Origin of the sequence: Pseudomonas oryzihabitans (genome assembly GCF_032027545.1) — a bacterium.
In the GTDB taxonomy this organism is placed as follows: domain Bacteria; phylum Pseudomonadota; class Gammaproteobacteria; order Pseudomonadales; family Pseudomonadaceae; genus Chryseomonas; species Chryseomonas oryzihabitans_F.
Genome location: NZ_JAVSJB010000009.1, coordinates 104,584 through 127,581, shown reverse-complemented (window position 1 = coordinate 127,581; position 22,998 = coordinate 104,584). Strand labels below are relative to the sequence as shown.

Here is a 22,998-nt window from a genome sequence, read left to right as displayed (position 1 = left end):
CTTCCTGCTAGAGGCGTCGTCCCATGACCTACAGGCACATCGCCAGACCGTCATGTGAGGCGCACCATGAGCAAGATCGGCAAACCCAGGGTTGAACGCTATGACGCCCCTTCCGGGGGCTGGGGCTCGGCCCGCTCGGTGACCGAAATCGTCTTGCGCGAGCGGGTACCGCTCAAATCCGGCGCCTTGCTGGCCAAGCAGAACAAGCACGGTGGCTTCGCCTGCGTCAGCTGCGCCTGGGCCAAGCCCGGCAAGCCCCATCCGCTGGAATTCTGCGAGAACGGCGCCAAGGCCACCGCCTGGGAAGTGACCAGCAAGAGATGCGGACCGGAATTCTTCGCCCAGCATTCGCTCAGTGAGTTGCGTGGATGGCGCGACTATGACTTGGAAGAGGTCGGCCGCCTGACCCATCCGCTACGCTACGATGCCGCCAGTGACCGCTATCGCCCGGTGAGCTGGGCCGAGGCCTTCGCCGACATCGGCGCCGAACTCAAGGCGCTGGATCCTGATTCGGTGATCTTCTACGCCTCGGGGCGGGCGGCGCTGGAGACCTCCTACCTCTATCAGCTCTATGCCCGCCTGTACGGCACCAACAATCTGCCGGACAGTTCCAACATGTGCCACGAGAGCACCTCGGTGGCCCTGCCCAAGAGCATCGGCGTGACCGTGGGCACGGTGACCCTGGACGACTTCGCCCAAGCCGACGGCCTGCTGTTCTTCGGCCAGAATCCCGGCAGCAACAGTCCGCGGATGCTGCACGACCTGCAGGAGGCGCGAAAGCGCGGCGCGCCCATCATCACCTTCAATCCCTTGCGCGAGCGCGGCCTGGAAACCTTCGTCAATCCGCAGTCGCCGGTGGAGATGCTGACCGACCACCCGACCCAGATCAGTACCCAGTACCACCAGCTCAAGCCAGGTGGCGATACCGCCGCCCTCGCCGGTCTGTGCAAGGCCTTGTTGGCCGCCGATGACGAGGCGCGCAAACAGGGCCGCCCAGCCGTGCTCGACCATGCCTTCATCGCCGAGCACTGCCATGGCTTCGCCGACTTCTGCGACTGGCTGCAACGCCAGGAGTGGCCACAGCTGGAGCGGCAGTCGGGGCTGACTCGCAGCGCCCTGGAAGCGGCCGCCGCCGTCTATGCCCGCTGCCAGAAGGTCATCGGCATCTATGGCATGGGCCTGACCCAGCATCGCCATGGGGTGGAAACCATCCAGATGCTGGCCAATCTGCTGCTGCTGCGTGGCAACATCGGCAAGCCGGGCGCCGGCATCTGCCCCGTGCGCGGGCACTCCAACGTCCAGGGTCAGCGTACCGTGGGTATCACCGAGAAGCCGGAGCTGGCGCCGCTCGATCAGCTCGGCGAACGTTTCGGCTTCACCCCACCGCGCGACAAGGGCCGCAATACCGTGGAGGCCTGTGAAGGCATCCTCGATGGCTCGGTAAAGGCTTTCATCGGTCTGGGCGGCAACTTCCTGCGCGCCATCCCCGAGACCAGCCTGATGGAACCGGCCTGGCGCACCCTGCGCCTGTCGGTGCAGATCGCCACCAAGCTCAATCGCAATCATCTGGTGCCGGCGGACAAGGCCTACCTGCTGCCCTGCCTCGGCCGTACCGAGATCGACCGCCAACACGGCGTGGAGCAGGCCCACAGCACCGAGGACAGCACCGGCTGCATCCACGGCTGGCGCGGTGCGGCCGAACCGCCGGAAGGTGACTTGCTGTCCGAGCCAGCCATCGTCGCCGGGCTGGCCAAGGCCACCCTGCCGGACAATCCCCAGGTCACCTGGGATGCCTGGGTCGCCGACTACGGGCTGATCCGCGACGAGATCGCCCGCTCCTTCCCAGAGATCTTCCACGACTTCAATGCCAGGATGTGGGAGGTGGGTGGTTTCCATCGCCCGCTGCCGGCGGCCAAGCGCGAGTGGAAGACCGAGACCGGCAAGGCCAATCTCATCGTGCCACGCAGCCTGGAAGAAGATCCGGACATGCCCGCGAGCGGGCGTGACGTCCTGACCCTGATGACGCTGCGCAGCAACGACCAGTTCAACACCACCATCTATGGCTACCACGATCGTTTCCGCGGCGTGAAGGGTACAAGGGCGGTGCTCTTCATGAATCGCAACGACATCGAACGCCTGGGCCTGACCGAAGGCGACAAGGTGCAGGTGGCGACGGTGGCCGATGATGGCGTGCGCCGCGAGGTGGGACCGCTGCGGGTCACCCCCTACAACATCCCGGAAGGCGCCTGCGGCGGCTACTACCCGGAATGCAACGCCCTGATCCCGCTCTGGCACCATGCCGAAGGCAGCAAGGTGCCGGCGGCCAAGGCCATTCCCGTGCGCTTGAACAAGCTGATCGCGGTGAACGCTGACAGCTTTCCGGTAGAGCCGGAAGGGTATGGGGCCTAGATAGCGAACGCAGGCGGCGTGTAACAACGGCCATGATGACGTTCGGTCATGGCCCTTCCGCGCGCTTGCTCGCCAGGACTGGTGAGGCCAGCCAGCTGTTGATTCTTTGAATATCCACCGTGGAAAAATCGCCACTCCAACGCAGCAATACTAGCTGGTTGGTAACGAAGTCGTACTGCGCCCGCAGATAATCGCGCCGAGCGAGATACTCCTGGCGCACGGCGTTGAGGACATCGACCGCCGTGACGGTGCCATAGGCGAAGGACTTCTCGGTCACTTCCCTGGATTTGACTGCCGACTCCAATGCTTTGCGCGCTGAAGTGATCTTCCGCAGATTGGCATTGCTCTTGAGATAGGCGGTTTTGGTCTCCTTGACCACCTGGCGGCGTAGTGCCTCGTAGTCCTGCTCGGCGACATCCCGCGAACCGTACAGCCCGCGGGTGCGGGCACTGACCGATCCACCACTGTAGAGTGGAATCTGCAGATTCAGGCTGGCGGATAGGGTATCGACCTTGTCGGGCGCGATGACATTGTCGTAGGCGAAATCGCTGCGTTGCGCGCCGAAGGCGAGGCTCAGGGTGGGCAAATGGCCGGCCTTGGATTCATCGATGGCCTGTTCGGCCGAGTTCAGGGCGCTTTGCCGGGCCTTGAGCGCCGGATTGTGGGCGAGCGCGGACGTTACCCAGTCCGTCTCGGAACCTGGCAGGGCAGTGAACAGGGTTTGCTCATCGATCCTCTTGAGTGGTTGGTAGACCTCGCGTCCGAACAACTCGGCCAGTGCCTCGCGGGCGACCTGAATCTGGTTCCTGGCCTCGATTTCCTCGGTTTCCAGGCTGTCGACCCGTGCCGCCAACTGCAACTGGTCGGTGATGGTCGCCAACTGACGCTCGAACAAGGCCGAGACCCGCTCGAGGTTGCGGCGTGTCGCCTCACGCTCGGCTTGGGCCAGCGCCAGCTCGTCTTCCGCGGCCAAGACCGTGAAGTAGCGCTGGACAAGATCGGCAGCGGACTGGATACGCGCATCCTCCGCTTGAGAACGGTACTGCCGAGTGAGCTCCGCATACTTCTTGAAGCCGCGCCAGGCCTCAGGGTTGTAAAGGGCCTGGGTCAGGCTCAGGTTGTATGTCTGGCCATCATAGTGCAGCGTCTGGGGGCCTTCGGCGCGGCTGATACGGCTGGTGGAGGCGCCTCCCCTGAGCTGCGGCAGCAATTGGCCCAGGGCACTGCGCTCCTGACCAGCCCCGGCCTGGATCTGCGCATCCGCCCCGAGGATGCGCGGATCGGACTGAACGGCCCCTTGATACAGCTGCCAGATATCCAGGGCATCGGCATCATTGACCGGCGTGGCGGCACCGGCCGGTCCGGCGCATAGCAGGAACACGACCAATCCCCATCGCAGCAACGTTCGCTGGAACATCGCCCTATTCCTCGATCATCGAACGCGCCATGGCGTTGCGAGCAGGCTTGAGCAAATAGTTGAGCAGGGTACGGTCACCGGTGGTGATGAGCACTTCCGCCGGCATGCCGGGCATCAATTCGCGGCGCCCCAGCTCCTGGCGGCCACGGTCGGTCAGGGCTACCCGTGCCAGATAATAGGGTGCGCCGGTCTTCTCATTGGTGAATCGGTCAGCGGAGACATAGACCAGTTCTCCTTCCAGGATAGGCGTAGTCGCGCTCTTGAACGCACTGAAGCGAATCTCGACAGGCTTGCCCAGGGCGATCCGATCGATATCGCTCGGCTGGATCTCCACTTCGATCAGCAGGTCCGCTCCACCTGGAACAACGTCCAGCAACTGGCTACCGGGGGCTATCACCCCACCCAGGGTATGGACGGCTAGCCCCATCACCCGGCCAGCCACAGGTGCCCTGATCAGGGTACGGTCGAGCCTGTCCTGCAAGGCCCGCAGTTGCTCACGCAGCTCATAGATACGGGATTGGGTATCGGCCAGTTGATTGGCGACCTCGGACCTGAACTTCTGGGTGATCTGCAGCATCTGCAGTTGCGCTTCACCCCGCTGTACTCGGGCACGGGCAATGGCCGAACGCTGGTCGGCGATCTCCGCTTGCAGTCGGGACAGGCTGCGTTCCTGATCGCGCAGCCGCTCGTTACTGACGAATCCCTGCCTGAGCAGCTCGCTCAGATCCTTGATCTCGCTGGCGTAGGACTTCGCCAGGCCCAGCTTGCTTTGGCTATTCGCCTCGAGTCCCAGGATCTGCTGATCAAGCTCGATACCACGACTGCGCAGCACCTCGATCTCACCCAGTCGAGCCGCCCTTCGCGCCTGGAACACCTGCAGCTCGCTGCTGCGTGCTTCACGCACGCGCCTGTCGTCGATGGCGAAATCACTGTCGGTGAAAGCGATCTCGGGCCGGTCATCGCGCTCGGCGATCAGTCGAGCTTCGAGCGCCTGGGCCGCGATCAGTTGGCTCCGCGCCATCTCGAGCTGCGCACGGGGCTGGGTATCGTCGAGCCGCATGAGCACCTCGCCCGCCTGCACCCGGTCGCCGTCGCTGACCCGCAACTCCTTCAGGATACCGCCCTCCAGGTGTTGCACGGTCTTGCGCGAACTCTTGACGATCACCGAGCCCTGCGCGAGCACGGCACTGCTCAGCGGCGCCAGGACTGCCCAGAGCCCACCGAGGCCGAATACTACGAAGAGGATAGCGAAACCGAGCCAACGGATGGAGCGGTCGGATACCTTGAGCCCCTCGGCTTCGGCTTGGATAAGGGCAGGATGCTTCAACACCTCATGCCTCCCGTCCAGGTTCGCGGGCTTCGCTACCGGGTAGCCCCTCCGGCGCGGCTGGCGCCGATGACTCGGCACGGCCCTGCAGTCGTGCCAGCACCTGATCGCGTTGCCCCGACAGCGCGATCTGCCCCTCGTTGAGTACCAGAAGATGATCGACATAGGCCAGGGCACTGACCCGGTGCGTCACGATGAGCAAGGTGGTCTGGCTTTGCTTGAGCCGGGCCAAGGCGATCCCCAGGGCGCGTTCGCCCTGTTCGTCCAAGTTCGAATTGGGTTCGTCCAGCACCACCAGCCGGGGCTTGCCGTACACCGCACGAGCCAGGCCAAGCCGTTGCCGCTGACCGCCGGACAGGGTCCCACCTTGGGCGCCGATGAGCGTATCGTACCCCTGGGGTAGGCGCAGGATCATTTCGTGCACCCCAGCGAGTTCGGCCGCCTCGACCACCGCCTTGGGATCAACCGGGCCGAAACGGGCGATATTGTCGCTGATGCTCCCCTCGAAGAGTTCGATGTCCTGGGGCAGGTAGCCGAGATGAGGACCTAGCTCATGTCGTGGCCACTGGGCGATGTCGGCGCCGTCGAGACGAATCTTGCCGGTCTGCGGCAGCCAAATGCCCAGCAGCGCCCTGGCCAGAGTCGACTTGCCGGAGGCACTGGCACCTAGGATACCTACCGATGCCCCCGCAACCACGTTGAAACTCAGCCCCTTAAGCACGGGTTGGCTGGCCCCCGGCGGTGTCAGGAAGACCTGCTCTACGGCCAGGTGGCCGACGGGATCGGGCAAGAGCATATGTGGCGGCTCGGCCGGTATCTGGCGCAGCAAGGCATTGAGGCGTTCGTACTGGCCGCGCGCCGTGACGAAGCCCTTCCAGCTACCGATCATGAGATCTATCGGCGCCAGGGCACGACCCAGCAGCAGGGAACCCGCGGTCATCAGACCCGGGGTGATCTGGTGATCGATCACCAGCCAGGCACCCAAACCAAGGATCAGCGATTGCAGGATCATGCGCAGGGTCTTGGATAGGTTGCTCAGGGCGCCGCCCCGTTCGCTCGCGTTCGCCTGCAGCGCCAGTACCCGGTTGTTACGCTGGCGCCAGCGCTCGAACAGACTGGGTAGCATGCCCATGGCCGTCACCACCTCGGCGTTACGCAGGTTCTTGCTGGTGAACTGCGTAGCCCGGCCATGTTCCTGGTTGGCTTCGGCCAAGTGACGGCCGGTCAGTCGCTCGTTGGCGAAGGCTAGGGCGAGCAGCAGCAAGGCACCGAGGATGGTGAAGACGCCGAACCATGGATGAAAGAAAAACATCACCGCGATGTAGAGCGGCAGCCAGGGCACGTCGAAGAAGGCGAACAGTCCCGGACCGGTGAGGAATTGGCGCAACCCGGTCAGATCGTTGAGCGCCTGCGTCGAAGCCAGGGCACCGCCGCTGTAGAGGGCTTGCTGGTAGCTCGCTTCGTAGAAACGGCGGTTCAGCAACAGGTCGAGCCGGGTGGATACGCGGATCAGCATGCGCGAACGCACCCACTCCAGAGCGCCATAGGTCGCCATCAACAGCAGCATGATCAGCGTCAGCATGATCAGCGTGGTGATGCTATAGCTGGTGAGCACTCGGTCATACACCTGCAGCATGTAGAACGCGGGCACCAGCAGTAGCAGATTGATGAACAGGCTGAAGAAACCGACCGCTAGAAAGCTGCCCTTGCACGCGGCCAGCGCCTGCTCGAGATCCGTCTTATGGTTGTAGTGCATGCAAATACCAGCTGGAAACCGAAGCGCAGAGCCAGCGCGTTCCGACTCTAACAGTACCGCCTGCAACCTGCTGCCAAGACGATCAAATAAGTGCGGACTGGCAAAGAAATCCCAGTCGCCTTCAGGAAGGGAACGACCGGGATCATGTGGGACTCAGCGCATGTCCGGGAGGTAAGCGTCGCGCCTCAAGTCTAGACAGTGCGCCTCATCCAATAGTCATCAGACTCGCATTGCCCCCCGCCGCCGCCGTGTTCACGCTCAGGGCGCGCTCGATGAGCAGACGCTCCAGCGGGATGGCGGTCTCACCGCGGGCCAGGCCCTGGACGCCGACGATAGGGCCGTTGCGCTTGGCCACCTGTTGGCAGACCTGGCGCAACTGATCGGAGTCGCCGTGGTGCAGCACGGCTTCGAAGGCGACCTCGTCCTTGCGCCAGTCGACTGCCACCTGCACCCGCGCCCTCACCGCTTGCGGCAGGCGATTGAGAGTGGCCTTGTGGCCCTCCTCGACCAGGGCGGTACTGCCCACCGCCATGGCCGCGGCCAGTTGCAGCAGCAGGTCGCTTTCGTCCGTCGCCAGGCACAGCACCCGGCTGCGCGGCAGCAGGCTGTAGCTATTGCGCTCGCCGGTGGGGCCCGGCAGCAGGCGGGTCAGGCCGCTCAGGGATTCCTCGGCGAAGCGGACGCAGGCCTGCTCCAGCTCGCCCAGCCCCTGCTGCCTGGCCCAGTCCTGCAGCGCCGCGAGCGGATTGCCCGCCTGTTGCCGCAGGGCCTCGCGTACCTGCCATTCGGTGTCACCGGCGCTGCCCTTGGCCAGGGCCACGGCCGGGTCGCCATCAGGACGGGTGCTGAGCAGCCGATAGAGGTACAGCGGGCCGCCGGCCTTGGGACCGGTACCGGAAAGGCCTTCGCCGCCGAAGGGCTGCACCCCGACCACCGCGCCAACCATGTTGCGGTTGACGTAGAGGTTGCCGGCATGGGCCCGCTCGATCACCTTGGCGATGGTCTCGTCGATGCGGGTGTGGACGCCGAAGGTCAGGCCGTAGCCGGTGGCGTTGATCTGGTCGATGACCTTGTCCAGCTCCTTGCGGGCATAGCGCACCACGTGCAGCACCGGCCCGAAGACCTCGCGCCCCAGCTCGGCCAGGCTTTCCAGCTCGATCAGGGTGGGCATGACGAAGGTGCCGCGGTGGATGGCATCGCCTTCCACGCGACCGCCCTGGTGCACCCGGCGGCCTTTGCCTTTCAGGGTCTGGATGTGCTTGTCGATGGTGGCCTTGGCCTCACCGTCGATCACCGGGCCGATGTCGATGGCCAGGTTCTCCGGGTTGCCCAGCCGGCATTCGGCCATGGCGCCCTTGAGCATTTCCAGCACGCGATCGGCCACGTCGTCCTGCACGCAGAGCACGCGCAAGGCCGAGCAGCGCTGGCCGGCGCTGTCGAAGGCGGAGGCGACCACATCGGTCACCACCTGCTCGGCCAGCGCCGAGGAGTCGACGATCATGGCGTTCTGGCCACCGGTCTCGGCGATCAGCGGGATCGGCCGGCCCTGGGCGTCCAGGCGCCCGGCGATGTTGCGCGCCAGGATCTGGGCCACCTCGGTGGAGCCGGTGAACATCACGCCCTTGACCCGCACGTCGTTGACCAGGGCGGCGCCGATGGTGGCGCCCTCGCCTGGCAGCAACTGCAGCACGCCCTCGGGGATGCCGGCCTCCAGCAGCAGGCGCACGGCCTGGGCAGCGATCAGTGGGGTCTGCTCGGCCGGCTTGGCCAGCACGGTGTTGCCGGCGGCCAGGGCTGCGGCGATCTGGCCGGCGAAGATGGCCAGGGGGAAGTTCCAGGGACTGATGCAGACTACCGGGCCCAGCGGGCGATGGCTGTCATTGGCGAAGTCACGGCGCACCAGGGCGGCGTAGTAGCGCAGGAAGTCCACCGCTTCGCGCACCTCGGCGATGGCGTTGGCGTAGGTCTTGCCGGCTTCGCGCACCAGCAGGCCCATCAGCGGCTGCAGTTGCGCCTCCATCAGCTCGGCGGCGCGATCCAGGGCCGCGGCGCGCTGCTCGGGCGGGGTGGATTGCCAGATGGGCGCGGCGGCCAGGGCCTCTTCCAGGGCGATGTCGACATCCACGCGGGTGGCGTTGCTCACCTGGCCGACACGATCGCGGCGATCGGCCGGATTGAGCACCGGCTGCGGAATGGCCGGCTCGCTGGCGCGCCCCAGCAGCGGGCGAGCTTCCCAGGCGGTGTTGCCACTGGCCAGCAGCGCGGCCGACAGCGAACCCAGGCGGTGCTCGCTGGAGAGGTCCAGGCCACTGGAGTTACGCCGCTCGACGCCATACAGGGCGCTCGGGTGGGGAATGCGCGGATGCGGCAGGCCGATGGCGCCTTCGCTGGTGGATTGCTGTTCGATCTGCACCACCGGATCGGCCACCAGCTCGTCCAGGGAAATGGAGTGGTCGGCGATGCGGTTGACGAAGGAGGTGTTGGCGCCGTTTTCCAGCAACCGGCGCACCAGGTAGGCCAGCAGCGTCTCGTGGGTGCCCACCGGGGCATAGATGCGGCACGGCCGTGCCAGCTTGCCGTCCTTGACGCTGCCCACCACCTGCTCGTACAGCGGCTCGCCCATGCCGTGCAGGCACTGGAATTCATACTGGCCGGGGTAGTAGTTCTGCCCGCCGAGCTGGTAGATGGCCGCCAGGGTGTGGGCATTGTGGGTGGCGAATTGCGGATAGATGGATTCCGGCGCCGCCAGCAGCTTGCGGGCGCAGGCCAGGTAGGCCACGTCGGTGTAGACCTTGCGGGTGTAGACCGGATAGCCCTCCAGCCCCTCCACCTGGGCGCGCTTGATCTCGCTGTCCCAGTAGGCGCCCTTGACCAGGCGGATCATCAGCCGGCGCCGGCTGCGCTTGGCCAGGTCGATCAGGTAGTCGATCACCAGCGGGCAGCGCTTCTGGTAGGCCTGGATGACGAAGCCGATGCCGTTCCAGCCGGCCAGCTGCGGCTCGAAGGACAGCCGCTCCAGCAGGTCCAGGGAAATCTCCAGGCGATCGGCTTCCTCGGCGTCGATGTTCAGGCCGATGTCGTAGCGCTTGGCCAGCAGGGTCAGCTCCAGCAGGCGCGGATAGAGCTCGCTCATCACCCGGTCGTACTGGGCGCGGCTGTAGCGCGGATGCAGCGCCGAGAGCTTGATGGAGATGCCCGGGCCTTCGTAGATGCCGCGACCGTGGGAGGCCTTGCCGATGGAGTGGATGGCCTGCTCGTAGGAGGCCAGGTAGCGGCGGGCGTCGGCCTCGGTCAGGGCCGCTTCGCCTAGCATGTCGTAGCTGTAGCGGAAGCCCTTCGCCTCGAACTTGCTGGCGTTGGCCAGGGCCTCGGCGATGGTCTCGCCGGTGACGAACTGCTCGCCCATCAGGCGCATGGCCATGTCCACGCCCTTGCGGATCACCGGCTCGCCGCTCTTGCCGATGAGACGGTTGAGCGAGCTGGTGAGGCCGGCTTCGTTGTGGGTCGACACCAGGCGACCGGTCAGCAGCAGGCCCCAGGTGGCGGCATTGACGAACAGCGACGGGCTGTTGCCCAGGTGCGGCTGCCAGTTGCCGGTGCTGATCTTGTCGCGGATCAAGGCATCACGGGTACCCTTGTCGGGGATGCGCAGCAGGGCTTCGGCCAGGCACATCAGGGCCACGCCTTCCTGGGAGGACAGCGAGAACTCGCGGAGCAGACTCTGCACCATTCCGGAGCGCCCGGTTGCACCCTTGGCGTTGCGCAGCTTCTCGGCGATGCGATGGGCCAGCTCATGGGTGGCCTTGGCCTGGGCTGCGGGCAGGCGTGCCTGTTCCAGCAGCAACGGCAGCAGCTCTTCTTCCGGGCGGCGATAGGCGGCAGTGATGGCCGAACGCAGCACCGACTGCGGCAGGATGCTCTCGGCGAATTCCAGGAACGGCTGGTAGACCGGATCGGCCAGGGCCTCGACAGCCTCGTTGTCACCCTCGGCCAGCCGCTGGGCGATACCCTGCAGATCGGCCAGGGTCGCACCGCTTTCCAGGGTTTCCAGGTAGGTAAAGATAGCCTGCTTGATCAACCAGTGCGGGGTCCGGTCGATACGGCGCGCAGCTTCCTTGAGGCGATCGCGGGTGGCTTCGTCGAGCTTTACGCCCAGGGTGGTGGTGGTGGCCATGCGCAGGTCCTCAAGCAATAAGGCGTCGAAATTCGGCGCAGCTTAGCGCCGCCCGACAGAAAAGTGCAACCAAGTGCAACCCGACAGGTTCTACCGTCGATCTGGTTGCACCAGCAGCCAGGTAACAGATCGCAAGACTATGCAGAGATCAGGCCAAGGGTTGCTACTGGGTTGAACCCCCGCCACGAGGAAATCCGCCAGGCGAAAGGCGACGAGGACAGATCGTTAGCCAGACAAGTGTTACCTGGCTTCACACCTTCGGTCAGCGTCTTGTGCCGAGCGTCAGGAGAGAGACGGAAAATGTGGCAGCACGAATTCTCCCAGCTCCTGGACGACCTCGCTGGCCGGGCGCCGCGAAGGCCGCAGATTAAGAGCCAGGTGATTGACCCCGGCTTCCTGCAACTGGCCGAGGTAGTCCACCAGGGCCCGCCGACCGCAGGACAGCCCGGCATGGATCGGGCGCGGTGGTTGGGCCGGGTCGCTGGCCAGCTCGAAGAACAGCCCCTGGGCGAAGGGCTTGAACAGCTCGCGCCCGCCGATCTCGTCCAGCGCCTCGCGCCACACCCGGGTCAGGGCCGGAACGTGTTCAGCGGGCACGAAGTAGTAGAACCAGCCATCGGCCTTGGCGGCGATCCAGTCCACCGTCTGCCGGCTGCGTCCGGTCACCAGCGCCGGAATCCTGCCGTGCACCGGTTTGGGCACCAGATCGGCCACGCCCTGTAGATCACCGAAGCGGCGAAATTCACCCAAGGGGAAATTCGTCTCGCCGGCCAGCCGGAACATCTCGAAGGCATCGCGAAAGCGCTCGCCCCGTCGCTCGAATTCGCTCTCCAGGCCAAAGGCCGGGTACTCCACCGGCCGATCCCCGGAGGCCACCCCCAGCACCAGGCGACCCTCGCTGAGCTGGTCGACCGTGGCCGCCATCTTGGCCAGGTGCAGGGGATGGCGCAGGGTGATGACGGCGCTGCCGGTGGCCAGGGTCAGGTGCTGGGTGATACCAGCCAGATAGCCAAGATAGGTGAAGGGTTCGAACACCTGGCCGGCGTCGTTGAAACCGGGATCGTAGAAGGGCACGTCGCGCGCCCAGAGCGCGGCGAAGCCCAGCTGGTCGGCCAGCCGCGCCAAGCGCGCATGGTCGCGCAGGGTCGGCATGGGATCGTCGGGATAGCCTTCCAGGGGCAGCAGGAAACCCAGGGTCAGGCGTCCCGGCGCGAAGAGTCGCGAGAAGCCCGGATGCTGGAGGAAGGCATGGCGGCGATCAGTGACGGACATTGAAGACCTTGCCGGAGACGAGGCGGAATACCTCTATTGAGTCTGACGATATCCCAGGGTTCTATCAGGCTGCACCCGGTATCCACCTAGTTCATGGACAGGCCCCTGCCTCAATAGTAATCGAATGAACAGAAGTTCTGCAGGTATTTACCTGGCAAGCCCCGCCATCCAAGCCGCGCATCCTGCTCATTGGACCTTTATCTATATAGAAATACTTTAATCACGAATCGTTAGAGGAAAAAAGCTATACAAACTAACTCGCCACAATGAGTCTCGACAAGAATTCGATATTGCTCGGCGAATTAGAAAGCCAACTTGGCAATAATGGCAAAACAAAAAACATTGACACACTTCGCCGCTTTCCTATTTATTCCCACCTACCTCTTTACTTCCTATCGACTGCGGCATCGCGGCCAGGGTTTTGTCATGCAACTGAAAAATATCAGCGTCCGTTCGAAGCTGCTGTTGGGCTTTATCCTGCTCATCATTCCCACGCTGTTAATCGCCTACAGCGGTTGGAATGGCATCGACTCCCTGAATCGGCGCGGCCTGCGGGTCGAGGCCATCGACCTGCTGGGCTTCTACAGTCGAGACATGCGTATCCAGGGCCAGGCATTCGCGCTCGACGATACCCCGGAGCAGGCGACCCAGTGGCTGAAGAGCATCGATCTTTTCGCCGGCCAGTTGGAGAGTGTCGCGAACGCCTCCAAGGTTAAGCGCAATCAGGAACTCACCCGGCAGGCGCAGGAGTCGCTCCAGCGTTATCGCGCCTTGCAGCGAGACCGGGTGGCCCTCTCGGCAGAACAGACCAAGAGCCGCGATGCCGGAGGCAAGCTCGGCGACGACCTGACTGAACGGTTCAAGACGCTGGCGGCGACGCAGAAAGAGGCAGAACACCCGACCGCCCAACAGCAACTCAGCGAACTCTTCGCAGCCAGCCAGCGGATGCGGCTGGAATCGCGCTCCTACCGGGCCGCCCCCAGCGCCAACCAGGAGCAGCGCGTCAGGCAGAGCCTGGACCAGGTCCGCGCCAAACTGAAGGAGGTGGAGAGCCTCCTGCCCACGGACCAGTTCCAGGCGCTGCAAGGTGGCATCCAAGGCTACGCCCAGTACTTCGATCATATGGTCGAACTGCAGGCCAAGGCGGTCGAGGCAGGCAAGGGCCTCGACCAGACCACCCAGACGCTGGCGGATATCAGCAACGAACTCAAGGCGGTTCAAGGCCAACTGCGCAAGGCCGACATGAGCAGCGCCCAGCACTCGCTGCTGGGTTGGCTGCTCGCCATCATCGCCCTCAGCCTGGCCACGGCCTGGATCATCACCCGCTCCATCGTGACGCCCCTGCGCGAGACGATACGCCTGGTCGAGCAGGTCGCCAGCGGCGATCTGAGTGTGCAAGTAGCGGTCGACCGCCAGGACGAACTCGGCGTGCTCCAGAGCGCCCTGCAACGCATGACCGGAAACCTGCGCGAGCTGATCCGCGAACTCCGCGACGGCGTGGTACAGATGGCCAGCGCGGCCGAAGAGCTTTCCGCCATCACCGAGCAGACCCGGGCCGGCGCCATGGCGCAGAAGGTCGAGACCGAACAGATCGCCACGGCCATGCACCAGATGACCGCCACCATCGGCGAGGTGGCGCGCAACGCCGGCCAGGCCTCGGTAGCCGCACGGGAAGCGGCGTCCAAGACCCGCGAGGGCGACATGACGGTCGGCCAGGTGGTCACCCAGATCGAGGACCTGGCCCAGGAAGTGGATACCACCCAGGACACCATGGCGTCGCTCAGGCAGGACGCCGACCGCATTGGCGGCGTCCTGGACGTGATCAAGGCCGTGGCCGACCAGACCAATCTGCTGGCCCTCAACGCCGCCATCGAGGCCGCCCGCGCGGGCGAAGCGGGTCGCGGCTTCGCCGTGGTGGCCGACGAGGTGCGCGGCCTGGCCCAGCGAACCCGCTCCTCCACCGACGAGATCGCCACCCTGATCACCAGCCTGCATGGCAGCACCGACCAGATGAGCGCCGCGCTCGACCGCAACATCCAGCTGACCGCCAGCAGTGTCGACCTGACCCGCCAGGCCGGGGTCATGCTCGGTAGCGTCAGCAGCGCGGTGGATGAGATCGAGTCCATGAGCGAGCAGATCGCCGCCGCGGTCGAGCAGCAGAGTTCGGCCGGGGAAGACATCAGTCGCAGCGTGGTCAAGGTCCACGAGGTGACCGACCAGACTGCCGCGGCCAGTGCGGAAACCGCTCGCTCCAGTAGCGAACTGGCGCGCCTGAGCCTGCAATTGCAGGAGCTGTCGGCACGCTTCAAGGTCGCCTAGTCCTCGACTTCGCCCAGGGCGTCTGCACCTGCAGGCGCGGCCAGCGCTCGCACCAACCCGTGGGCGCCAGGCGCTGGCGAAAGGCGGCGAGCCGGGGACGCAGCGGATTGGGCGTGAGAGGCAGGAAGACCAGGCCGCGCTGGGCGAAGGGGCTGACCACCTCGCTGCAGCCTGCCGAGGTCAGGCGGGCCGCCAGCGCGGTTTCCGCCTCGGGCCAATGCTGCATGGCATCCAGGCTGTCGCCATAGGACGGGTCGGCATTGCGGAGGTGCATGCGCACCTGACTCTTCACCGACCAGGGCCAGCCTGGCGCCCGCGCCGCCAATGCGGCTTCGATGCCCCTGTCCCGCTCGGGTCGGCAGTCGACCGGCCGAAATGGATGACGTCCAGATCTGCCAGCGGAGTCGGCTCGGGATAGCCATGCAGGCGATCCCACACCAGATTGCGCACGAAACCAGCCGCCAGCCAGGCATCGGGCAGTTGCAGGCCTGCCAGCACGAGCAGCAACCGGCAACGAACCGGATCCTCGCCGAGCCAGGTGGCGATGCGCTGCATGGCTGCCCTCCCCTCAGAGTCTGTCCAAAGACTGCTGCGCGTCGGCCAAACAGCGTTGAAAATGCTTTCGGAATGCTCATTTACTACTCGTAAACTCCGCTTCCTCGAGCATTTTCGCCTTGTTTGGCTCTAGCTCGCGAACCTTTGAAAAGGCTCTTCAAGCAGACCGCCTACCCCGTTCAGGCGACCGAGGCGATGCGATTGCCGGCGCTGGCCTTCTCGACCTTTATGGCGACGAACTTGGAGGTTGGCGTGAAACTGCCTTCGCCGTAGCTCTCCAGGGGCACCAGCGGATTGGTCTCCGGGTAGTAGCCGGCGGCCTGGCCGACCGGGATGTCGAACGGCAGCGCGGTGAAGCCGCGGACCCGACGTTCGATGCCGTCGTCCCACAGGGCGACCAAGTCCACCTTCTCGCCGGCGGCCACGCCCAGGCGATCCAGATCGGCCTGGTTGACGAAGACCACGTCGCGCTGGCCCTTCACGCCGCGATAGCGGTCGTCGAGGCTGTAGATGGTGGTGTTGTACTGGTCGTGGGATCTCATCGTTTGCAGGATCAGGTCCGGCTTGATGCCCTGGCGACGGACCGCGTCCGGCAGCAGGTCATGCAGCAGGGCATTGGCGGCGAAGTTGGCCTTGCCGGTGGGGGTGTTCCACTCCCGGCGCCCGGCCTTGTTGCCCAGGTAGAAGCCACCGGGCGCGGCCAGCCGGGCATTGAAGTCCTGGAAGCCGGGGATGACGTCGGCGATCAGGTCGCGGATGCGGTCGTAGTCCTCGATCAGCCAGTCCCAGTCCACCGGGTGGTTGCCCAGGGTGGCCTTGGCCAGCCCGGCGACGATGGCCGGCTCGGACTTCATCTGCGCCGACAGCGGCCGCAGGATGCCGGCCGAGGCGTGCACCATGCTGAAGCTGTCTTCCACGGTGATGGCCTGCTTGCCGCCCTTCTGCACGTCCGTCTCGGTGCGACCCAGGCACGGCAGGATCAGCGCCTGCTGGCCGGTCACCAGATGACTGCGGTTGAGCTTGGTGGCGATGTGCACGGTCAGCCGGCACTTGCGCAGCGCCTTGTGGGTGCGCGGGGTATCCGGGGTGGCCTGGGCGAAATTGCCGCCCAGGGCGATGAAGACCTTGGCCTGGCCCTGCTCCATGGCGGCGATGGCCTCCACGGTGTTGTGCCCGCGCTGGCGCGGCGGCTCGAAGGCGAAGCGCTTGGCCAGGGCGTCGCTGAGCCAGGCCGGGGCCTTCTCGTCGATGCCCATGGTGCGGTCGCCCTGGACGTTGCTGTGGCCGCGCACCGGGCAGAGACCGGCGCCGGGTCGGCCGATGTGGCCGCAGAGCAGCTGCAGATTGGCGATCTCCTGCACCGTGGCCACCGAGTGGCGGTGCTGGGTGATGCCCATGGCCCAGCAGATGATGACCTTCTCGGCGCGGGCATACATGCGCGCGGCCTGCTCGATCTCGTGCAGCGACAGCCCCGACTGGCGCTCGATCAGTTCCCAGGAGGTGGCATCGACCTGGGCCAGGTAGTCGTCCATGCCGAGGGTATGGGCGGCGATGAAGTCATGGTCGAAGACGCGCTTGCCACCCTTGGCGGCGGCTTCGCGCTCCCACTGCAGGAGGTACTTGGCGATGCCGCGCAGTGCCGCCATGTCGCCACCCAGGGCCGGGCGGAAGTAGGCGGTGTTGGTCGGCCGCGAGTCGTTGGTGAGCATCTCCAGCGGACTCTGCGGATGCTGGAAGCGCTCCAGGCCACGTTCCTTGAGCGGGTTGAAGCAGACCACCTGGGCACCGCGCTTCACCGCGTTGCGCAGGGTCTCGATCATGCGCGGATGGTTGGTGCCGGGATTCTGGCCGATGACGAAGATGGCATCCGCCTCGTCCAGGTCGTGATAGGTCACGGTGCCCTTGCCGACGCCGATGCTGCGGCCCAGGCCGACGCCACTGGCCTCGTGGCACATGTTCGAGCAGTCGGGGAAGTTGTTGGTGCCGTAGGCGCGCACGAACAGCTGATAGAGGAAGGCCGCCTCGTTGCTGGCACGACCGGAGGTGTAGAACTCGGCCTCGTCGGGACTGGCCAGGGCCTTAAGCTCCTTGGCGATCAGCGCGAAGGCCTCGTCCCAGGCGATGGGCACGTAGCGATCGGTGGCGGCGTCATAGCGCAGCGGCTCGGTGAGCCGGCCCTGGTATTCGAGCCAGTAGTCGCTCTGCTCCAGCAGCGAGGTCACGCTGTGGCGGGCGAAGAAGGTCGCATCGACGCGGCGCTTGGTGGCCTCCCAGTTGACCGCCTTGGCGCCGTTCTCGCAGAACTTCACCAGGCCGTTCTCCGGCGCCTCGCCCCAGGCGCAGCCGGGGCAGTCGAAACCGTGGTCCTGATTGGTCTTGAGCAGGGTACGCAGATTCTTGAAGGCGTTGCCGCTGTCGAGCCAGAAGTGCACCACGCTCTTCAGGGCGCCCCAGCCGGCGGCGGGGCCTTGATAGGGTTTGAAGGACTGCTGAGGTTTGTTCATGACGATACCCGTGGGTTCGGTTCAGGAGGCAACGGGCGCCGGGGCATAGACCCGCGGCGGCGACCGGTGTGGCAGGTGGATCAGATTGAGGCGATGGCGACGCGCCCATTCCACCGCCAGCCCGGTGGGGGCCGACAGGGTGATGAGGGTGGCGAGTCCGGCACGTACCGCCTTGTGGATGAGTTCGAGGCTGCAGCGACTGGTCACCACCACGCAGCCTTCGCGCACCGGCTGGCGCTGGCGCAGCAGGGCGCCGATCAACTTGTCCAGGGCGTTGTGGCGGCCGATGTCCTCGCGACAGAGGGTCAGTTCGCCCTGGCCATCGATGAACAGCGCGGCATGCACCGCCCCGCTGCGCTGACCGAGATCCTGGGCCGCGTCGATACGCTGGCGCAGGTCGTGCAGATGGTCAGCCGGAGGCAGTGGCACCTTGCGCAGCCGATCCAGCTGCGGCAGCGCCTGCTCCAGGGCCTCGACCCCGCACAGACCGCAGCCACTGGTCCCGGCCAACTGGCGGCGCTGCTGCTTGAGCGCCCAGAAGGTGCGGCTGCTGATCTCGACGTCGACATTGAGGGCTTCACCAACCCGGCGCACCTGGATGCCATAGATGTCGTCGATGGCCTCGACGATGCCGGCACTGAGGCTGAAACCGACCACGTAGTCTTCCACGTCGGCCGGCGTCGCCATCATCACCGCATGGCTGATGCCGTTGTAGGCGATGGCCAGCGCCACTTCCTCGGCCAGCGGTTGTTCGCCATGCACGGCGGGCTGCTCCAGCTCGGCGAAGGCATAGCCGGCGGGCAGCGGGACGACAGGACCTGGCGATTCCTGGGACATGGGCGAACACGACCTGCGGCGGTTTGACACAGATCAAAGATTAACCAGCATATCCCAGGGCGTCTAATCGCTATGACCGATGCCTTGATAAACGCCATCTATCACTCGCGACTATAGAGCGCCTTGACCGCCTGGAAGCAGGCATCGGCGACCGCCAGTCGGGGTTCGGTCCGACGAATGAGCAGGCCCAGGGGCGTCAGGGTACGGGCCGTGTCGATGGGGATCAGCCGCGCGTGGGGCGTCAGGCGGTCGAAACCGCCGGCGAGGGGCACCACGGCGCAGCACAGCCCAGCATTGACCGCTTGCAGGAGCAGATAGACGGCATCGGTCTCCAATACCGGCTGCGGGGTCAGGCCCAGGCTGCGAAAGCCGTGGTCCACCGACTGGCGAAAATGCATGGCGCCCGTCAGCAACCCGAGCGGCAGCCCGGCCACCGCCTGCCAGTCCAGGGCGGTCTGGTCGAAGATGAAATGCCGCTCGTCATAGAGCAGCCCCATGCGCGTCTCGGTGAGGGTGAGGCTATCGAAGCGTGCCGGGTCGAGGTGCTCCAGATAGGAGATGCCCAGCTCCAGGCGATTGCTGGCCACGGCTTCGAGGATGCGCTCGGTACTGAGCACCTGCAGCTGGAAATGCAGTTTGGGATGCAGCAGGCGCAGGTGCTGCAGCAAGGGCATGGGATCGAAGCTGGCCAGGGGCACCAGGCCGACCCGCAGCGTACCCACCAGTTGCCCCTGGAAGGCCTGGGCCTCGGCGTAGAGGCCATCGTGGGCAGCCATCAGCGTCCGGGCCCAGGCCAGGATGCGCTGGCCGGCCTCGGTGAAACCCTCGAAGCGCTGCCCCCGACGCACCAGTTCCACCCCCAGCTCGTCTTCCAGGCCGCGCAGGCGCATGGACAGGGTCGGCTGGGTCACATGGCACCGCGCTGCCGCCTGGCCAAAGTGGCGCGTCTCGTCCAGGGCGATGAGAAAGCGCAGTTGCTTGATGTCCACCGATTACCTCCAGGCGCTCTGTCCCCTCTCCCCCTGGGAGAGGGCCGGGGTGAGGGTGGCTGTCACTGCGGCAGTATCTCCCGATAGTCCCGCACCGCCGCGAACTCCTCGCTGTCCTTGGGCCCGCGACGGCTGTCCGGCTCGTGGATCGCCAGCAGGTGGGCGACACCGTAGTCGCGGGCGCTGCGCAGGATCGGCAGGTTGTCGTCGATGAACAGGGTGCGCGCCGGATCGAAGGCGAAGTCGGCCTGCAGGGCGTGCCAGAATTGCTGTTCTTCCTTGGGGAACCCGTAGTCGTGGGAGCTGATCAGCCGGTCGAAATAGGGCGCCAGCTCGATGCGCTCCAGCTTCAGCGACAAGGAATCGCGATGGGCATTGGTGATCAGCGCCACACGCTTGCCGGCGCGCTGCAGGGCAGCCAGGAAGGTGTCGGCGTCCGGCCGCAGAGCGATCAGGTGGGCGATCTCCTGCTTGAGTTCGCGCATGGAGATGCCCAGCTCAGCGCTCCAGAAGTCCAGGCAGTACCAGGTCAGCTTGCCCTGGTGGCTGCGAAACAGCGGCTCCAGCTCGGCCTTGGCCAGCGCCAGGGACTGGCCGTGACGCTCGGCGTAGCGCTGCGGCAGGTACTCCAGCCAGAAATGGTTGTCGAAGTGCAGATCGAGCAGGGTGCCGTCCATGTCCAGCAACACGGTATCGATACGGCTCCAGTCGAGAGGGGTCATGGTGACTCCGGATCATGTAACAGGCGGGTTATCATACCCGTCCGCCCAGCCCAGGAGCCGTCCATGCGCCAGAAACCCACTGTCCTCGCCCGGCAGATCGTGGCCAAGAGCCGCCTGTTCACCGTCGAGGAGATGCAGTTGCGCTTCGCCAACGGCGAGGAGCGCACCTACGAGCGCCTGGCCAACAAGGGCACCGGCCATGGCGCGGTGATGGTGGTGGCCATGCAGGACGCCAACCGTGCCCTGCTCATCGAGGAATACTGCGGCGGCGTGGAAGACTACGAGCTGTCCCTGCCCAAGGGCTTGGTGGAGCCGGGCGAAGAGATCCTCGACGCCGCCAACCGCGAACTCAAGGAAGAAGCCGGCTTCGGTGCCCACCGGTTGGAATACCTCACCGCCCTGTCGCTGAGCCCCGGCTACATGAGCCAGCGCATCCACGTGGTGCTGGCCCGCGACCTCTACCCCGAGCGCCTGCCGGGCGACGAACCCGAGCCCATCGAGGTCAGTAGCGTCGACCTGCGCGAGCTGTCGCAACTGGTGCAGAATCCGCGCTTTTCCGAAGGCCGCGCCCTGGCCGCCCTCTACCTGGTGCGCGACCTGCTCACCCAACGCGGAGACCTTTCGGCATGATGGCTCCCGTTTCCATCACCGCGCCCCTGGTGCTCAACGTCATCGACCTGGTGCGCCAGGCCGGCGCGGCCATCCTGCCCCACTGGCGCCAGGGCGTGGCGGTGCGGCAGAAGAGCGACGACTCGCCGGTGACCGCCGCCGACCTCGCCGCCCACCGGGTGCTGGCCGAAGGCCTGGCGCGACTGACGCCCGACGTGCCGGTGCTGTCGGAAGAAGCCTGCGACATCCCCTTCGCCGTGCGTAGCGCCTGGGACGTCTGGTGGGTAGTCGACCCGCTGGATGGCACCAAGGAATTCATCGACGGCAGCGAGGAATTCACCGTCAACGTCGCCCTGGTCGAACGCGGCCAGGTGATCTTTGGCGTGGTAGGCATTCCCACCCGTGACGTCTGCTTCAGTGGCGGCCGCGAACTGGGCGCCTTTCGCATCCAGGGCGAAGACGGCGTCGAGATCGGCGTGCGCAATCAGCCCGAAGAGGCCTTCACCGTGGTCGCCAGTCGCCGCCACGGCAGTCCGGCGCAGCAGCGGCTGCTGGACGAACTGAGCGACACCCTGGGCGAGCCCAAGCTGGTCAGCGTCGGCAGCTCGCTCAAGTTCTGCCTGCTGGCGGAAGGCCTGGCCGACTTTTATCCGCGCCTCGCCCCCACCTCCCAATGGGACACCGCCGCCGCCCAGGGCGTGCTGGAAGGTGCCGGCGGCGAAGTCGTGACCCTGGACGGCGAGCCGCTCGGCTACGAGATGCGCGAATCCTTCCTCAATCCGCACTTCCTCGCCCTGCCCCGTGAGGCCGCCTGGCGGCAGCAGGTACTGGAGCTGGCCGACTCGCTGGGGGACGCCTGAGGCCGCTAAGCCACTACTTTGGCCAGTTCCGGCACATCGCCGGACAACCCCAGGGCGCGGCGAACGAACAGCGCCTTGGCTTCGAAATGGCGATCGACCTGCTTGAGTGCGGCATTGCGCAGCCAGCGTAGCGGCAGCCGATCATCCTGGAACAGGCGCTGGAAGCCTTCCATCGCCGCCATCATCGCCAGGTTGTGCGGCATGCGGCGGCGCTCGTAGCGCTCCAGCACCCGCTGTTCGGCGATGGACTCACCGCGGGCCTGGGCATGGCGCAACTCCTCGGCCAGCACCGCGGCGTCGAGAAAGCCCAGGTTGACACCCTGACCAGCCAGCGGATGGATGACGTGGGCGGCATCGCCGATCAGCGCCAGGCCCGGTTCCACGTAGCGCTTGGCATGGCGCTGGCGCAGCGGGATGCACAGCCGCGTATCGCTGCATTCCACCTTGCCCAGGCGCTGCTCGAAGGCCTCGCCCAGGGCCTGGCAGAAGGCCGCATCGTCCAGCGCCATCAGCCGCTCGCCCTGCTTGGGCGTGCAGGACCAGACGATGGAACACCAATGGGTATCGCCGCCGCGATCCAGCGGCAGGAAGGCCAGGGGACCGTCGTCGGTGAACCTCTGCCAGGCAGTGCGCTGGTGCGACTCGGCACAGCGCACGCTGGTGACGATGGCGTGGTGCAAATAATCCCACTCGCGGGTTTCCAGTCCGGCCAGGCGGCGCACGGCGGAGGTCGCACCATCGGCGGCCACCACCAGGGGCGCGCGGATCTGCCGGTCGCCAGCCAATTGCACCAGCCACTGGTCGCCGGAGCGGCGCAGCAATTCCAGCCGCGCCTCGGGCAGGAGCAGGACGTTGGCTTCAGCGAGGCGTTCGAGCAGGGCATCCTGCACCACGCGATTCTCGACGATGTGACCGAGCACCTCGGCATGCACGCTGGCGGCGTCGAAATGTACGGCGCCCGTGCCGGAGCCGTCCCAGACGTGCATGGCCTGGTAAGGGCTGACGCGGCGCGCCTGGATGCCGTCCCAGGCGCCGAGGCGCTGCAGGATGCGCTGGCTGGCCAGCGACAGGGCGCTGACCCGGGGTTCGAACGGCAGGTCGCCCTCGACCGCGCCGGGCTTGAGCGGGCCGCGGTCGAGCAGCACCACCGACAGGCCGCTGTCGGCCAGGGCCAGGGCCAGGGCGCTGCCGACCATGCCGGCACCGACGATCACCAGATCCGCATGGGTCAGCATGCTCGTTTCTCCT

The 22,998-nt window shown here is 65.8% G+C and carries 14 protein-coding genes and 2 pseudogenes; 5 read left to right on the top strand and 11 right to left on the bottom strand.

Annotated elements, in window-relative coordinates; genetic code table 11:
- The first annotated feature begins 66 nt into the window (after nucleotides 1–66).
- Nucleotides 67–2,409, top strand: a complete 2,343-nt coding sequence (locus RND78_RS16740; protein WP_409457065.1) for an FdhF/YdeP family oxidoreductase — start codon at nucleotides 67–69, stop codon at nucleotides 2,407–2,409.
- Between the two features lie 46 nt (nucleotides 2,410–2,455).
- On the opposite strand, the gene RND78_RS16735 is transcribed toward RND78_RS16740, so the two are convergent.
- The 5 genes from RND78_RS16735 to RND78_RS16715 all read right to left on the bottom strand — a co-directional run bounded on the left by RND78_RS16735 (nucleotide 2,456) and on the right by RND78_RS16715 (nucleotide 12,355).
- On the bottom strand, nucleotides 2,456–3,790 hold the full coding sequence (locus tag RND78_RS16735; protein WP_312730401.1) for a TolC family outer membrane protein: 1,335 nt from the start codon (nucleotides 3,788–3,790) through the stop codon (nucleotides 2,456–2,458).
- 40 nt (nucleotides 3,791–3,830) lie between these two features.
- Nucleotides 3,831–5,156: an HlyD family type I secretion periplasmic adaptor subunit gene (locus tag RND78_RS16730; protein ID WP_312730400.1), complete on the bottom strand. Its 1,326-nt coding sequence runs from the start codon at nucleotides 5,154–5,156 to the stop codon at nucleotides 3,831–3,833.
- Between the two features lies 1 nt (nucleotide 5,157).
- On the bottom strand, nucleotides 5,158–6,909 hold the full coding sequence (locus tag RND78_RS16725; RefSeq protein ID WP_312730399.1) for a type I secretion system permease/ATPase: 1,752 nt from the start codon (nucleotides 6,907–6,909) through the stop codon (nucleotides 5,158–5,160).
- Nucleotides 6,910–7,114: 205 nt separating this feature from the next.
- Nucleotides 7,115–11,083, bottom strand: coding sequence for a trifunctional transcriptional regulator/proline dehydrogenase/L-glutamate gamma-semialdehyde dehydrogenase (putA, locus tag RND78_RS16720; RefSeq protein ID WP_312730398.1), 3,969 nt, complete (start codon nucleotides 11,081–11,083; stop codon nucleotides 7,115–7,117).
- 282 nt (nucleotides 11,084–11,365) lie between these two features.
- Entirely contained in the window at nucleotides 11,366–12,355 is a 990-nt protein-coding gene (locus RND78_RS16715) for an LLM class oxidoreductase (protein WP_312730397.1), read from the bottom strand.
- Between the two features lie 324 nt (nucleotides 12,356–12,679).
- Here RND78_RS16715 and RND78_RS28315 point away from each other — a divergent pair.
- Both RND78_RS28315 and RND78_RS28310 read left to right on the top strand, forming a co-directional pair.
- A pseudogene (locus RND78_RS28315) lies at nucleotides 12,680–13,816 on the top strand (methyl-accepting chemotaxis protein); the annotation flags it as partial.
- Nucleotides 13,808–14,674 carry a methyl-accepting chemotaxis protein gene (locus RND78_RS28310; RefSeq protein ID WP_409457068.1) on the top strand — a complete coding sequence of 289 codons (867 nt, stop codon included), beginning with the start codon at nucleotides 13,808–13,810 and terminating at the stop codon, nucleotides 14,672–14,674. The pseudogene RND78_RS28315 and the gene RND78_RS28310, both read left to right, overlap by 9 nt.
- On the opposite strand, the pseudogene RND78_RS16705 reads toward RND78_RS28310, so the two are convergent.
- The 5 genes and pseudogenes from RND78_RS16705 to yrfG all read right to left on the bottom strand — a co-directional run bounded on the left by RND78_RS16705 (nucleotide 14,661) and on the right by yrfG (nucleotide 20,281).
- Nucleotides 14,661–15,229, bottom strand: a pseudogene (locus RND78_RS16705) (nucleotidyltransferase family protein). The gene RND78_RS28310 and the pseudogene RND78_RS16705 sit on opposite strands and share 14 nt — an antisense overlap.
- A gap of 179 nt (nucleotides 15,230–15,408) precedes the next feature.
- Nucleotides 15,409–17,733: an FdhF/YdeP family oxidoreductase gene (locus RND78_RS16700; RefSeq protein WP_312730392.1), complete on the bottom strand. Its 2,325-nt coding sequence runs from the start codon at nucleotides 17,731–17,733 to the stop codon at nucleotides 15,409–15,411.
- 21 nt (nucleotides 17,734–17,754) lie between these two features.
- The gene (fdhD, locus tag RND78_RS16695) at nucleotides 17,755–18,570 is read right to left on the bottom strand and encodes a formate dehydrogenase accessory sulfurtransferase FdhD (protein ID WP_312730391.1); all 816 of its coding nucleotides are present in this window, start codon (nucleotides 18,568–18,570) and stop codon (nucleotides 17,755–17,757) included.
- 101 nt (nucleotides 18,571–18,671) lie between these two features.
- The gene (locus RND78_RS16690) at nucleotides 18,672–19,559 is read right to left on the bottom strand and encodes a LysR family transcriptional regulator (RefSeq protein ID WP_312730390.1); all 888 of its coding nucleotides are present in this window, start codon (nucleotides 19,557–19,559) and stop codon (nucleotides 18,672–18,674) included.
- 62 nt (nucleotides 19,560–19,621) lie between these two features.
- On the bottom strand, nucleotides 19,622–20,281 hold the full coding sequence (yrfG, locus tag RND78_RS16685; protein ID WP_312730387.1) for a GMP/IMP nucleotidase: 660 nt from the start codon (nucleotides 20,279–20,281) through the stop codon (nucleotides 19,622–19,624).
- Between the two features lie 63 nt (nucleotides 20,282–20,344).
- Between yrfG and nudE the strand changes: the two genes are divergently transcribed.
- Nucleotides 20,345–20,911: an ADP compounds hydrolase NudE gene (nudE, locus tag RND78_RS16680; protein ID WP_312730386.1), complete on the top strand. Its 567-nt coding sequence runs from the start codon at nucleotides 20,345–20,347 to the stop codon at nucleotides 20,909–20,911.
- Nucleotides 20,908–21,750, top strand: a complete 843-nt coding sequence (cysQ, locus tag RND78_RS16675; RefSeq protein WP_312730385.1) for a 3'(2'),5'-bisphosphate nucleotidase CysQ — start codon at nucleotides 20,908–20,910, stop codon at nucleotides 21,748–21,750. Before nudE ends, cysQ begins: the two co-directional genes overlap by 4 nt.
- 5 nt (nucleotides 21,751–21,755) lie before the next feature.
- Here the strand turns inward: cysQ and RND78_RS16670 are convergent, their stop codons facing one another.
- On the bottom strand, nucleotides 21,756–22,985 hold the full coding sequence (locus RND78_RS16670) for a 2-octaprenyl-3-methyl-6-methoxy-1,4-benzoquinol hydroxylase (RefSeq protein ID WP_312730383.1): 1,230 nt from the start codon (nucleotides 22,983–22,985) through the stop codon (nucleotides 21,756–21,758).
- Between the last annotated feature and the right edge of the window lie 13 nt (nucleotides 22,986–22,998).